This is a genomic window from Clostridium estertheticum subsp. estertheticum (assembly GCF_001877035.1).
Taxonomy (GTDB): domain Bacteria; phylum Bacillota; class Clostridia; order Clostridiales; family Clostridiaceae; genus Clostridium_AD; species Clostridium_AD estertheticum.
Genome location: NZ_CP015756.1, coordinates 740891 through 755733, shown reverse-complemented (window position 1 = coordinate 755733; position 14843 = coordinate 740891). Strand labels below are relative to the sequence as shown.

Sequence of the window (14843 nt, the reverse complement as noted above, 5' to 3'; positions counted from 1 at the left end):
ATGTTTATTATCACTACATTCATTTTAATTGATTGTTTTTTTATACAAATGAATTTATAAAAAATATAACTTGCATTTTTTATAGGCTAGTACTACAATAAAACTAAAATTGTAAATAAAAATATACCTAACTCTATAATAACAAATAGAGCATTTTTTTGTTGTTAAATAACATAATAGCAATTAATATTTTATTAATGGAAATTCAAAGGAGAACACGGGATGAAAAAATTAAAGCTTGGACTAGGTACACAGATTCTTATCGGACTTACACTTGGTGTTATCGTTGGTGCTGTTTTCTATGGTAACCCAGCAGTTATACCATTTCTACAACCTTTAGGCGATGTTTTCATACGTCTAATTAAAATGATTATAGTTCCAATTATATTTTGTGCACTTGTTGTTGGAATTGCAGGTGGAGAAGATGGTAAACAAATTGGTAGATTGGGTTTAAAGACTCTAATTTACTTTGAAGTAGTAACTACAGTTGCCATCTTAATTGGAATATTGGCAGGCAATGTATTCCATCCTGGAACAGGTATAGATATGGCAACACTTGTAAAGACTAACATATCAAGTTATGTTAGTACTACTAAATCCGTTGCAAATCACAGCACGGTAGATATGCTTGTAAATATTGTTCCTACAAACATTGTTAGCGCTATGGCTGAAGGCAATATGCTTTCTATCATATTTTTCTCAGTTATGTTCGGATTAGGAATTTCTGCAGTCGGGGAAAAAGCGAAACCCGTTCTTCGGTTATGTCAAGGGATTTCTGAGGCAATGTTCTGGGTAACTAATCAAGTTATGAAAGTAGCTCCAATTGGAGTATTTGGCTTAATGGGTGTGACCGTTTCTAAATTTGGTCTTAAGTCACTAATTCCTCTTGGTAAGTTAACTTTTACTGTTTATGGATGTATGATATTCTTCGTTTTAGTAATACTGGGATTAATAGCTAAAATGGTTGGAATAAACATTTTTTCACTAATTAAAGTTCTAAAAGATGAAATTATTCTCGCATATACTACAGCAAGTTCTGAAGCGGTATTACCTAGAGTAATGAACAAAATGGAGAGCTTTGGTTGTTCAAAATCTATTGTATCCTTTGTTATTCCAACTGGTTATTCATTTAACTTAGATGGATCAACATTATATCAATCTATTGCAGCACTATTTATTGCTCAATTATATGGAGTTCATCTATCAATATTAGCTCAAGTTAACTTAGTGGTAGTTCTTGCAATTACTTCAAAAGGTATGGCAGGTGTAGCAGGAGCATCTCTAGTTGTATTATTAGCTACTCTTGGATCTGTAGGTATTCCATTAGAAGGAGTAGCATTTGTCGCTGGAATTGACCGTATCCTTGATATGGCAAGAACAGTTGTAAATGTAGTTGGTAACTCATTAGCTGCTGTGGTTATGTCCAAATGGGAAGGCAAATACGATGCAGTTAAAGGTGAGAAATATCTAGAAGAAATTAAGAACGGTGTTATTGATTCTAACGAAGCTCAAAGTTTGTAACCGACATTACTATATTCTAAGTAATTGCTACAATATTTTCATTTTTCAATCTCAGATTGAAATATCCTGCATCAATTTTGGCAATATCAATCAAGTTGTTTAATAGTCTTAATAGCCTTAATAGGCTATTAAGGCTATTTTGCTTCATAATATTTCTTGACTTTCAAGTTATTTTCACTGTTATATTTGTTCCATTCATTTGAATTTAGTAATTGAAGTGCACATAAAAAGATGTCCTCTTTTATTTAGGCATTTTAGCTTTAAGTGCATAACAAGAACATAACAACAGTTAACTTCATAATATATATAATGTATTTATATTATGGAGGGAAGGCTTTGAACAAATTCAATACGGATATGTTACACGTTAATTTTGGCATGGGAACAGGTGAAACAAAACCAATTATTCCTAGGAAATATACCCTTACTCATTCAGACGTTACCGGAGAATTATTTTTAACTATTGCAGCAAAGTATGATTATGATAAAATCACTGACATGAGGGATGAAGTACTGGCAGAATGGATCATTGTTAATAGCGAATACGCACTGATGGTTAACGTTATGGTAGATAAAGAAAAGAACCCCATAATGTCAGCGGTACGTAATAGCATTTTCACAAAAGAATTACCGCTAGCACTTTCGGCGATTAGATATGGAGATAGAGAATTTTTTAGAGAAAATTCCTCTTTAGATAAAGCACCTATTTATGTGAAATTTAATTCTGTTTATCCTATGTTTAATCGTTTAGAACTATGGGGAACGCCTTCAGATTATAAATAAAAATTTTTTATTTAGTATCCATATAACATAAGTTAAAACTCCAATAAGAATATAAGGGAAGTAACAGTGTGAATATTTTTCACTCCATTTTCTTCCCTTTCTTCTTTAATATCAACAGATAATAGCAAATTCTTCAAGAGCCTATGTAAGGTTCTAGGCCCTTATGTAAATATGTAAAGTTATTTTAAATCAAATTATCTATACCATTAACCGTAGTTTGTTCATTATCATTAATAGGAATAACTATGCATTTCTGGCCATTAATTATTTGAGATTTTATTTGAGAAACTTTTTCGGGTTTTACCTGTAGTATAACATCATAACGAGGGGTAACATTATTATCTTCTGAATATAGATCTGGAACTTTCTCTAAATTAGTTTCTGAAGTTTCTTCTAAATCAGTTTCTACCGCTTCTTCTAGAACCACATTATCATCGTTAACTCCTGTAGACAGGTGAGTTTCATTATCTATAGTATTATCTTGTTCAACTTGATCAAGTCTAGCTTTAAGTATTTCCACTTGTTTATGAAGGCGTTCTTCCTTTTTTCTTTGCACATTTGCCTTAAGCGCCTTTGTGTCAATTAAATTTTTAGCTAAGGTGTTATCATCGCCAAAGTTCTCTACATATGAGTTTTCAATCATAGTAGTAATTTCGCCTGGAACTTCACTTTCTATTAAAAGGTTTTGTATATCCTTCTTTGTTAAGGTTATAGGTTCGCTATCTGCATCATCATTTTGCTCATTGTATTCTTCTATCATAGTACTTAGGTTTTCTTGTATATCCATAAAAATTTTATCAGCTTTATCATCATCTTCGCTAAAAGAATCTTTAATAATTGATTGGAATGTTTCCTTTTGCACCGTAGCCGTTTGTTTTGAGAGGCACCCTAGAACATTTTCCATTAATTCAGTATGTGTATCTTTTGCATTTTTTGTGTAATACATAATAGAGTTAACATCTGCACTACGATCAATAAAAGCAGGAAACACAAATCCATTAGTTGGGGACTCGACTACCCAATCTCTAATACGTGCTTTTATCTCGTTTTTTTCTTCAAAGTATCTAAGACCAGGCTCTGAAAGTGAAACTGGACATATTGCACATAACACATATTCATATACTTCTTCAGATTCATCTATCTTTATATTATCTTTTGTTTTGCTAATAACATCATAAGCATCATGAAAAAAGAGTATTAAGAAATTACCGGTGTAATCATAATTATCTATAATCGAATCATAAAGATTATCAAGAAAAGCATCATCTTTTAATTGACTGTTTTTTAGTTGCATAAGCGAAGTTTGACTTTCATTTGTAAAATCTTCATTAACTTCAAAGTTAAGCTCTAAAATATTATTCCCAATAGTTCCAGACAGTACTTTTTTAGCAATTTCTAAATATTTAAAGTATTCTTCCTCATCTAAATTTAGAAAGCTCTCTCTAAATTTTAAAATAGTATGTTTTTCTCCATTAACATAGCAGCCACATACTTTAGTGAAGGTGCATTGTTCTTTTTTAAAACGTTTTTTTAACTCAAGTATATCTTTTCTTCTCATATATAAACTCCTCAATTTATAGACAAACTTTACGTAAATTTATAGTTGAAGTGGCTTGTCTTTAACATTTTTATTTGTAGCTATAATTAATATGTTATCATTATTAATTATAGTATTTTTTTTAAAAAAAATAAAGGATTTATATATTAATCGATTTTTTAAATCCTCCCTATTGATATTGAGGAAACTAAAAAAAGTAGTTAAGACTTATCTTAGCTACTTTTAATATTTGTGTTACGTAAAATAAACTTGTAGCTAGTTATTACAGAAAAATTACTAACTCTTGAAAGTTAGTAATTTTTTATTAAAGCATCATTTTTATTTGGTAGAGATAACTTGAGGTGCCATTTTAACTAATTCATCTTTCGATATATGAGAATTCATTGCTGATAAAGAATAATGAATTCCATCCTGCATCCAATCTAAATATTTAAACTGAGAGATTTTTATCTTGTCACTTCCATAGCTGAACACATATTTACCGGACAATTTATCCTGCTTATCCTGCTCTGTCAATTTATAATTTGCTGGTACAACCTTGTAAACAGATGAACTATAATATAAATCTATACCGTTACAAGTATCAACAGCAGTCTCTTTATTTGATTTTTCTTCGAACATTCCGTTTTCCATAGAAAGATCTAATTTGTCATTACCTTTTGTATACGTAAAATCAAGGGATTTTGTTTTTTTTACAGAATTACCTTTCTCATCAATGCCTTTATTATTGACTGTATATCCATCTGCAAAAGTGTATCCATTGTCAAACTTATCAACTAATTTAGGATTAAATTTAAAATCATTTTTCACTTGTTTTACTGTAGGTATAGTAGTATATGTTGGTATAGTACTTGAGGTTGAATTGATAGACTGTATTTTCCCTGCGGCAAATACAGTTGTTCCTATTACCATAGTAGCTGCTAATGCAATGATAATTTTTTTCCTGATTGATCCTCTTTTATATAGTTTTATATTTTCCATTTCATCATTCTCCTTTTTTTCCGGTAAACTGCTTAATGTTGCACTTACCTTATTTTTAAAACTTTTAGGTATATCTGGAAATATATTATTCCAATTATAGGAATCCATAATCCGCCTCCATATTCTCTAATTTTATTTTTATTGATTTTCGTCCTTTTGATAACCTGCTTTTTACAGTTCCAGTGGGTATTCCTAAAATCTGTTTAATTTCTTTTACTGAATATCCATCTACATAATAAAGAACAATTGTAATACGAATACGCTCAGGTAAATTCTGAATGGCCATATATAATTCACTATAATCATTTTTATCATCAGCCCTATAAGACTCAAAGTATTCTTCATAAGGTACTTGTGAATGTTCTTTACTTTTCAAACTATAACATTCATTTATTAGTATCCTAACTAACCATGTTTTAAAATATTGTTCATTCTTTAGTGTATCTAATTTGTTATAGGCTTTTAAAATTGCCCCCTGAACTGCATCCTCACAATCCTGCTCATGAATCAAAATTGATTTAGACACATGATATAAAATAGATTGAATCTCAAGAACTTTATCTGTAAATATAGCCTTGTTCAATTGACTTCCTACCTTTCTTTGCAAACTGTAGCGCTACCTCTTTTTGCTTTACACTAATTAGATAGATATATCTGCTAAATGGTTCATTTAATTTAAAAATAAAATTAAATTTTTTATAAAATCCCATTATATTGTATCCCCTAATGGTTTTAAAGTTTAACTATTTATAATATTATGGTATTATTAGATAATGATTACATATGAGAGGAATAATAAAGTAAATGCTTTGATGAAATTGCTTATAGACTATCTTAAATGCGAGTTTGAAGGGTTAAATAAAAATGAATACAAGGAGGTTTACTATGATTAACAATTTAACAGTAACAGCAGATCTAATAAATGACGAGGTGAAATTCTCAGCTATATCTCGTGATAACAATAATGTATTTATAAATGCTATACAACCTTTAGGTGAGGCAGATGGTTATACTCCACTTGAATTATTTCTTATGAGTCTAGCAACTTGCAGTGGAATGACTTTGGTTTTATTACTAAGGAAGATGAATAAGAATGTATCTGGATTAAATGTAAGTGCTTCAGGTGAAAGAAAAGAAACATTACCGAAATATTTTAAAAGTATACACTTAAAATTCGAACTTACATCTAATGATGTACATGCAGATGATATTGAGAAGGTTATAAAAAACATGGAAGAATATTCATGTCCTATTTGGAATATGGTAAAAAATAATGTTGATATAAGCAGTGAATATAAGATAAATTAGCAATCACAAATAAAAAGCGTCGTGAAAGTCACAATTACTATGAGGCTTAGTGAATTATTCAAGGATAGCCTTCACAAAGCCTCACTGTGCTCTTCAACCATTTTAGGAATATCAGGCATGAATTGTTTCAAAATCTTATTTTTTTTCTTATACTTCATTCCATTGTTATATATTGTTAATAAAATAGTTTATATAGCCATTAAATGTTTTGCTGCTATTCCTGGTTCAGTCATTGCTATTGTATCTAGTATTTCACTAAGCTGCAATTTCGTTAAAATACCCTCTTTAAGTACCAATTCACTTATTGGTTCCCCTGTTGCAATAGCTCTAGCTGCAATTTTTGCAGCTACCTTATAGCCTACATGAGGTACTATTGCTGTAATTATACCTACACTATTATCCACCAAGTACTTACATCTTTTCCTGTTAGCCGTAATACCTGCAATACAATTTTCTCTAAGAGTATTAACTCCATTACCTAGTGTTTCTATAGACTCATACAAATTATAGAATATAACTGGTTCAAATGCATTTAATTCTAATTGTCCAGCTTCTGCTGCCATAGTTATAGTAATATCATTTCCTATTATATTGAAAGCGACTTGGCTCATAACTTCTGGAATTACGGGATTTATCTTTCCTGGCATTATTGAGGATCCATTTTGTTTCGCTGGAAGATTAATTTCTCCAAACCCTGTTCTAGGACCCGAAGACATTAATCTTAAGTCATTAGATATCTTGGATAAACTTACTGCACAAGTTTTAAGAGCTGATGAAACATCCACAAAAACGTCTAGATTTTGTGTTCCATCTACTAAGTCTTCTGCTTGATGTAAATCTAAATTTACAACAGCATTAATTGTTGGTACAATATTTTTTAAATACTCTGTATCCACATTTATTCCTGTTCCTATAGCAGAAGCTCCCATATTTACAATCTTTAACCCTTCACTTGCTTTTTCTATCCTAGAAATAGTCCTTTTTATTACTGAACTATATGCATGGAATTCTTGGCCCAATCTAATAGGTACGGCATCTTGCATTTGAGTTCTTCCCATTTTAATAACATCATCAAACTCTTTAGACTTGTCAATAAGTACATCATTAAGTTTTCTTAACTCCTCTAACGTCCTTGGAATGAGTTTTAGTGCTGCCATCTTACCTGCTGTTGGGAATACATCATTTGTAGATTGTCCCATATTCACATGATCATTTGGATGAACTTTATCATATGCACCCAATTTACCACCTAATATTTCATTTGCTCTATTGGCAATTACTTCATTGGCATTCATATTACCCGATGTACCTGCTCCACCTTGAATAGGATCAATTATAAATTCGTCATGCAATTTACCAGCTATTATTTCATCACATGTTTGTACTATAGCGTCTTTGATTTTTTTATTCATTAAACCAGCTTCATTATTTGTAATAGCTGTTGCTTTTTTAACTTGGGCAAGGCTAATTATTAGGTCCTTGTGCATCCTTCTACCTGTAATATTAAAATTTTCTGAAGCTCTCAATGATTGAACTCCAAAATATGCTTCTATAGGTACATTTTTAGATCCCACAGAATCACTTTCCACTCTAAATTTCTGCATGTTTTCTTTCATATTATTACCCCCCATTTGCTTTAATAGGCTTACAATAACATTATATATAAATATTGTCAACTTGACTTCTATGCATTAAATCATTATTAATAAGTGATATAACTAAATTAAATCCATTACTTTTTACTCAGTATGCATTGGTATTACAAGTTTTAAGTCATTAAATTTAAAAATACTTTTTTGATTTATGTATAGTTTTACTGACTATTTATTTATATCTAAATATTTAGAATATTTAGTTTATTGTAGGAATAATGTTAATTTGATTTTAGATTTACTTTTCGATTAATAATTCGCATAAAAAAATAAACAGCACAACGCACTATGATATAACTAGAAATTATCTCCTTGTTACTATGATTTCTTTACTATTTTATCAAATCACAATGCATAAGTTCATCTGTTAATTAATCATTCCAAATTGTTTACATCATTGCATTTATAATTATTTAATGCCTCTCATACAATTTAAACCTGTTAGAATCAATTATTTTTATACCTTTAAAATGGTTCTTCAATAAGGTTTCATTATTACTTTTCTAAACTTCAATTTATGAATTTCACATTAAAAAATATTTTTTTCAAAAATTAAAAAAGTGAATTTCACCCCTAAATCTTAGATAAAATCCACATAAGTATATTTATTTGTTTGTTTAAATCTTAATAATCCGTGCTTGCCTTTAAATATAATTATCACATATTGCATCCTCCTTTGAATTTATGATAGTATATTATCATAAATGCAAATTAATGAAATTTGTTTTAGATAATTATTTTGATAACAATTTGAGTAACTAGTTTATATTAATTAAATATTTGTATAGAAAGGATTGAGTTGATTGGAAAATAACAAACAAGATTTGATGAAATCTATTCAAGCTAAATTTCTACGTTTAAGTAAAGGGCAAAAATTGATAGCTCAATATATTCTAAAACACTATGATAAAGCAGCATTTATGACAGCCGCTAAATTAGGTATTCGTGTAGGAGTAAGTGAAGCAACTGTTATAAGATTTGCAAACGAGTTCGGATTTAATGGTTATCCTAAACTACAAAAATCTCTTCAGGAATTAATTAAAAATAAATTAACTACTATGCAAAGATTTAACCTATCTTATGACTCCATGACTCAAGAAAATGTACTAGACGAAGTTTTAAAAGGTGATATAGAAAATATTAGAGTTACTTTAGAGAAAATAAATAATCAAACTTTTGAGAATATAGTTAATTCATTATTTAAAGCTAGAAAGGTATATATAATTGGACTTAGAAGTTCCTCTGCATTAGCAGGATTTTTAGCTTTTTATTTAAATCTTATTTTAGAAAATGTCCAGGTAGTTGCCTATGGTGTTAGTGATATATTTGAGCAGATGTTTAATGTTGATGAACGAGACATAATAATTGGGATAGGATTTGCTAGGTATGCTACAAGAACAATCGAAGCTCTAGAATTCGTTAGAAGTAAACATGGCATCGTTGTAGCAATTACTGATAGTCTATCATCTCCCTTAGCATCGAATGCTAACTATACGTTAATAGCACAAAGTAACATAACTTCCTTTGTTGATTCCTTAGTAGCACCATTTAGTGTAATAAATGCATTAATCATAGCTGTTGAATTAAGGGGAAAAGAAAAAGTTGCAAAAACATTTTCTACTTTAGAGAGCATCTGGGAAGAATATAATGTTTATTCCTTAAAAGATAAAGATAACAAATATCTGTAATACAACTATTCTAAATCTAAATCTATACCCGCCAACTTAATTAAATATAAAGCATTCTTAGTAGTTGATACTCCGTCTCGGATTTTATAGTCAAATTTTATCTCATTATTTACATAATACTCTTGGAAGTTATAATTCTTAATTTTAAAATACTCATATTGTAAATCACACAATTCCAAGTCGTGAGTAGAAATAAGTCCTGACGCACCTTGTTGACCTAATTGTTTTATTAATGCTGTAGCTCCATCATGTCTATCAATAGAATTAGTTCCCTTAAATAATTCATCTAATAAGAAAAACACTTATACTTACCAAATAACTTTTAATGATAAAAGTATAGACCGTAACACTAAAATCAATTACGAAGGTAAAAAATCTAAAATAAACCAAAATCTTTATTGACTTATTTTGTTCTTCAATTAAGTCTTTGCAAGTCCTCAATTTATTAACATAATTATTATATGCACTAACCAACGTTTTCCCTCCAATTTTCGTCATAATATTTGGTTCTAATATATTTTTAAAATAAGTATTTGCTTATGGCAATATCAAAGTAGGTATCGATTATAAAAATATAACTCTGCTACATTTCAACAGACATACTCAATTATCCTTTAAATTAAGCCATAGTAGATCTATTAAAAACTATTATTAAAGAGGAATTGTATTGTTAACGACATTTTAATAAACATATAGTATAATCTAAATAGTATTAATCTAAATCAGGTTAAAGAATACAATAAGTTTGAGAGTGTGATATTATGAATTTTTTAAGGAACATAGAAAAAGGAACTATAAGCATTAAAGAAATGACAATAAAAAAAGCGTTTTTTATAATGATTCTAACAGTTTTGTTAGAATTATTAGGACAAATACCTATAGTTATTATCAATATACTTTCTAAAAAATATTCAACTGTATTACCATATATAGACCTTGTAGCAGATGTAATAATTAAATTTTTTGTTATTACTTTTTTATTAAAATTGTATAGTAAAATGTCCTACGACATGCCCCGAAAACAAAGTTTAGATAAGAAAAAATTTATTCGTGTTGCTATAATTATTATAGGCTTTCGTTTAGCGTACGATAATAGCTTAATTTACTTGGTTGATAAGATACCTATGCCCGATTTTATAAGTCAAGCCTTTGGAGAAATGTCTATTTCACCTATTATTCTGATACTTTCAGTTGCTGTTATAGCACCTATATATGAGGAAGTCATTATTAGGGGGATATTGCTAAAGGGTATGGCAAATAAAATGAATCCAAACTTAGCACTTATAATATCCGCCTTAATTTTTGCATTAGCCCATATGAATATTCCCCAGGGCATAAACGCATTTTTATTAGGCTTAATTATTGGAGCTATCTACTTAAGCTCGGATTCAATATATTTATGTATATTTGCACACTTTATAAATAATTCTGTTGCAATTACAACTTCAGGGTCCTTCCAATTATTAAGTGGAAAGTATTCCATGATAATTCGTAGTATATTTTTCCTTGTAGGGATTACAATTTTAATTTTTGCCTATAGATGGTACACCCGAAAGCAGCCAGAAGATACATTAGATATATACAAAGAATTTATAGAAAGATAATAAGCTAAACTAATCCTTGAAGAACAAGGAGAATGGAGTAATGTTAGATGTTTCAATCACACTTAGGCGAAATGGCTGCACTTGCAACTGCATTATGTTGGACAATTACTGCTGTATCATTTGAAGCCGCAGGAAAAAAAGTCGGTTCTATATCAGTAAATTTAATAAGACTTGTTATAGCATTTATATTAATATCAATTTATAATTTATTTACTAGAGGAATGATCTTGCCAATAGATGCTTCCAGTTCTGCCTGGTTCTGGTTAACCTTTTCAGGAATAATTGGTTTTGTTATAGGTGATCTATTTTTGTTTCAGGCATATGTTGAGGTTGGCGCACGTATATCAATGTTAATTATGTCAACGGTACCACCAATAACAGCGATTACAGGATTCTTTCTAATGGGTGAGAAAATTACGGTGCTCGGGCTTTCGGGGATGATAATAACTATTGTTGGTATCGCTCTTGTAATCCTAACTAAAAATCCAGGTAATAAAAAAGTAAGGTTATCTCATCCAATTAAGGGATTAGTATATGCTTTTATAGGTGCATTAGGACAAGCTTTTGGTCTTGTTTTTAGTAAGTTTGGAATGGGATCCTATGATCCGTTTGCTGCAACTCAAATTAGAATTATAGCAGCAATTATTGGTTTTTCAATTGTCATTTCTGTATTAAAGAAGTGGGGTGAGCTAATTGTTGCAGTTAAAGACAGGAGAGCAATGAAATACATCTCTATTGGTTCACTATTTGGTCCATTTGTAGGAGTATCCCTCTCTTTACTCGCTGTTCAACATGCATCAACTGGAGTAGTTTCAACAATAACATCAATAACTCCAATACTACTAATACCTGTTTCAATTATTGTGTTTAAGGAAAGAATTTTCCCAAGAGAAATATTTGGGGCAATTATAACTTTGTTAGGTATTTCGCTTTTGTTTATATAAGCAAATTCACTAATTAAATAATTTTAAAACCACCCGATGTAAACGAATCATAAAAACCAACGGTTGTAAACGATTCGATTGTTATATAATGCTTTAAATGTTATAATAAAAATATATATTAACTGGATAGTATTTTAAATTTCTAAAATTTAAAGATACTAATATCTATAATAAGTGAGGTGATTAAAATATTATTAACATATAAAATTAAAATTAAATCTGATGCTATTAAAAGTTTAGTCAAAATGACACGCTCCAAAATAAAATGGAGAAAAAGACTTGAGACGACTCCTAAATTTAAAAAATTGAATTGTAATCAATCACCAATGATATTAACGAGATCAGCACTACATAATTTATTATTTAACGGCTGTTTGTAAACGTTTTAACAACATGTATAATTATTATAACTTACTACTCCATCATAATAGCACTGAGTACTACTCGATACATTTTTAATATTAAGGTGCTAGGTACTAGCACCTTAATATACTTAGTCCAAAAGTAAGGCTTAGGACATTTATTTACCTATTACCTTTTCTTGCTCTCTTTGTAATTATGCATATATCTATCTATTTTTATTCCTTCATAGAAGGATCCCGCTTCAGCCTAATCCATAAATACAATCCTATTATGCAAGTTAATATTTCTGTTATAGTCATCGACCATATAATCCCATCTAAACCAAAAGTATATTTCCCTAAAATCATAATAGGAATTAATAAAATTCCCTGCACTACAGACATTATGGTTGCCTCTTTACCTCTTCCAGTTCCTTGGAATATCCCTATAAAAAGACCAGTAATGCTAGCAAACAAAGCTGAAATAAGCAATGCTATCAAAATGTATATACCCGTGTTTATTACGTAAGTATTGTTGCTAAATAAATGTACTATTGGTTCTCTGAAAATAAATATTATTAATGAAAATGCGAAAGTTAGGATTGCAATATAGGCTGCAGTAATCTTAATAATACTCTTCATTCGTTTTATATTCTTAGCTGCATATGCATAAGCAATTAAGGGAATAACTCCAATATATAGCCCTTTAGCAGCAAACTGAGCAAGTTGGGCAATTCGCTGAGATATTCCAAATGCAGCAACAGCATAGTCGCCATAGTATGCTGAAAAATTATTTAGCAATAAAACGGAAATAATCAAAAATACATCTAATAAGAACGAGGATATTCCTATCTTAAAAATATCTTTAAGCATACTAAGCGTTGGTTTGAATGTTCTTATGGAGACTGTCAAAGTTGAACTTTTGTTTTTAAGGTAATAAACATAGTACAATAATGCACATGTATTCGCAACAACTGTTCCAATTGCTGCTCCTACAATATTTAAATGACATATAAAAATTAGTATGGGGTCCAGTATAATATTTATGATAACACTTATAAACATACCATTCATCGAGACTTTTGATGCTCCCTCTGCTCGGACTACTTGTCCTAATGCAAAATTAGCAATTACAAATGGACCTCCTATGATTAGAACCATAATAAAATCTTTGGTGAACAAAACGGTATCACCTTTTGCACCTAATATTTGTACAATTGGATGAATTAAAGGTATCGCGAATAACATAAAAATAAATCCAGCGAGTAAACTTAAGAAAAAAGTAACTGATGAAACTTTTTTTGCCTCTCCTAATTTCCCCTCTCCAAGTAATCTAGATATATAGGTTCCACCACCTACACCAAAAATATTACCTATTCCCGATAATATTATTGTAAAAGGTAATGCTAATGTTACAGCTGTCATCATTGCCGTGTTATTTAGCTTTCCAATAAAAAAAGCGTCAATAACATTATAAATCATAATAACTGACATCCCCAGCATCATGGGCACTGCCATGTGTGTTATTGCTTTTGGTATAGTTGCTTGTTCAAAATAATAATTTCCTTTCTCTTTCATATAGTAATCCTCCTTAAATTTTCACCTTTCGAAAAAAAATAATTATGTTTCCTTGGAAACATAATTATTTTATCATTTTATTGATTCCTTGTCAACAATAAAACAGGGCCGCATCATACGCTTATATTCCAGCGTTTTGATACAGCCCCATTTAGCCTACTTTTTTTATACAACACCATTATTCAAAATCATTTTGATTTATTATATCTACACCTTGCTTCTTTATTTCTGCATCTAAATGACTACTATACTTTGCGATAAAGCTAAGAATGATATCAAATTGTTCCTCGGTTACCTGCTCAAATACGGATTTATCCCGCTCTTGAAACTCTTTGTGCAGTTCATCATGAACTTTGTTAATTACTTTCCCTTGCTCAGTAAGCCTAAAATAGATTTCTTTCTTGTTATCCGGTTTTCGGTAGCTTTCGATAATACTTTTTTTTATCAGCTTTTTAGTTAGTTTACTTATGGCACCCCTAGTCATATAAAAGGATTCCGCAAGTTTTGTCACGTTGGAATCTACATTTCTTCCAATGTATTCAATGCAATGTACTTCAGAAGACTTAAAACCCTTAAGACTGTCTTTCATCTTAGGTTTATTAAGCGAAACTATCTTGTTCAATATGTCCCTGAAACCCATTATGACCTGTTCATCTTTACTCATGGCCTGGCCTCCCATACCTTCGTTTTAAAAAATGTATATTACCTCAACAAAATTTTATCTTTTCTTTACATTTATTATTATAACAGTTTCTTTATCACTCAACCTTGAATTGTAGCTTTAACTTGATCAATCTTACATTAGAAAGTCACATTGGTTCCAATCAGTGTATTGCATTATTGTACCCATACCTTTTTATGCTTCAAACCCCAGGGGTATATAAT

General features: G+C 30.0%; 13 protein-coding genes and 1 pseudogene. 6 read left to right on the top strand and 8 right to left on the bottom strand.

Translation table 11 applies throughout. From position 1 onward, the window contains the following. Positions 1-222: 222 nt before the first annotated feature. Positions 223-1521: a cation:dicarboxylate symporter family transporter gene (locus tag A7L45_RS03605; RefSeq protein ID WP_071611497.1), complete on the top strand. Its 1299-nt coding sequence runs from the start codon at positions 223-225 to the stop codon at positions 1519-1521. Between the two features lie 16 nt (positions 1522-1537). Here A7L45_RS03605 and A7L45_RS24030 read toward each other — a convergent pair whose 3' ends face one another. Next, on the bottom strand, positions 1538-1669 hold the full coding sequence (locus A7L45_RS24030; RefSeq protein WP_257786563.1) for a hypothetical protein: 132 nt from the start codon (positions 1667-1669) through the stop codon (positions 1538-1540). Between the two features lie 188 nt (positions 1670-1857). Here A7L45_RS24030 and A7L45_RS03600 point away from each other — a divergent pair, with 188 nt between their 5' ends. After that, positions 1858-2304 (top strand): staygreen family protein, encoded by a 447-nt coding sequence (locus tag A7L45_RS03600; RefSeq protein ID WP_071611496.1) that lies wholly within the window; start codon positions 1858-1860, stop codon positions 2302-2304. 184 nt (positions 2305-2488) lie between these two features. Here the strand turns inward: A7L45_RS03600 and A7L45_RS03595 are convergent, their stop codons facing one another. The 3 genes from A7L45_RS03595 to A7L45_RS03585 all read right to left on the bottom strand — a co-directional run bounded on the left by A7L45_RS03595 (position 2489) and on the right by A7L45_RS03585 (position 5426). Beyond that, entirely contained in the window at positions 2489-3862 is a 1374-nt protein-coding gene (locus tag A7L45_RS03595; protein ID WP_071611495.1) for a DUF4317 domain-containing protein, read from the bottom strand. A gap of 318 nt (positions 3863-4180) precedes the next feature. Then, positions 4181-4951, bottom strand: coding sequence for a hypothetical protein (locus A7L45_RS03590; protein WP_071611494.1), 771 nt, complete (start codon positions 4949-4951; stop codon positions 4181-4183). Beyond that, the gene (locus A7L45_RS03585) at positions 4938-5426 is read right to left on the bottom strand and encodes an RNA polymerase sigma factor (RefSeq protein WP_071611493.1); all 489 of its coding nucleotides are present in this window, start codon (positions 5424-5426) and stop codon (positions 4938-4940) included. Before A7L45_RS03585 ends, A7L45_RS03590 begins: the two co-directional genes overlap by 14 nt. A gap of 302 nt (positions 5427-5728) precedes the next feature. Between A7L45_RS03585 and A7L45_RS03580 the strand changes: the two genes are divergently transcribed. Beyond that, a complete protein-coding gene (locus A7L45_RS03580) occupies positions 5729-6151 on the top strand; it encodes an OsmC family protein (protein WP_071611492.1) in 423 nt (140 codons plus the stop codon). A 188-nt stretch (positions 6152-6339) separates the two neighbouring features. Here the strand turns inward: A7L45_RS03580 and A7L45_RS03575 are convergent, their stop codons facing one another. Further along, the gene (locus tag A7L45_RS03575; RefSeq protein WP_224616782.1) at positions 6340-7767 is read right to left on the bottom strand and encodes an aspartate ammonia-lyase; all 1428 of its coding nucleotides are present in this window, start codon (positions 7765-7767) and stop codon (positions 6340-6342) included. Between the two features lie 839 nt (positions 7768-8606). Between A7L45_RS03575 and A7L45_RS03570 the strand changes: the two genes are divergently transcribed. Continuing rightward, positions 8607-9491: a MurR/RpiR family transcriptional regulator gene (locus A7L45_RS03570; protein ID WP_071611491.1), complete on the top strand. Its 885-nt coding sequence runs from the start codon at positions 8607-8609 to the stop codon at positions 9489-9491. A 5-nt stretch (positions 9492-9496) separates the two neighbouring features. Here the strand turns inward: A7L45_RS03570 and A7L45_RS03565 are convergent. Further along, positions 9497-9793 (bottom strand): annotated as a pseudogene (locus A7L45_RS03565) (MutS-related protein); the annotation flags it as partial. Positions 9794-10252: 459 nt separating this feature from the next. Between A7L45_RS03565 and A7L45_RS03555 the strand changes: the two are divergent. Next, positions 10253-11095, top strand: coding sequence for a CPBP family intramembrane glutamic endopeptidase (locus A7L45_RS03555; RefSeq protein WP_071611488.1), 843 nt, complete (start codon positions 10253-10255; stop codon positions 11093-11095). Positions 11096-11142: 47 nt separating this feature from the next. Then, positions 11143-12039 (top strand): DMT family transporter, encoded by an 897-nt coding sequence (locus A7L45_RS03550; RefSeq protein WP_071611487.1) that lies wholly within the window; start codon positions 11143-11145, stop codon positions 12037-12039. 578 nt (positions 12040-12617) lie between these two features. Here the strand turns inward: A7L45_RS03550 and A7L45_RS03545 are convergent. After that, positions 12618-13958 (bottom strand): MATE family efflux transporter, encoded by a 1341-nt coding sequence (locus tag A7L45_RS03545; protein WP_071611486.1) that lies wholly within the window; start codon positions 13956-13958, stop codon positions 12618-12620. 178 nt (positions 13959-14136) lie between these two features. After that, positions 14137-14622, bottom strand: coding sequence for a MarR family transcriptional regulator (locus A7L45_RS03540; RefSeq protein ID WP_071611485.1), 486 nt, complete (start codon positions 14620-14622; stop codon positions 14137-14139). Between the last annotated feature and the right edge of the window lie 221 nt (positions 14623-14843).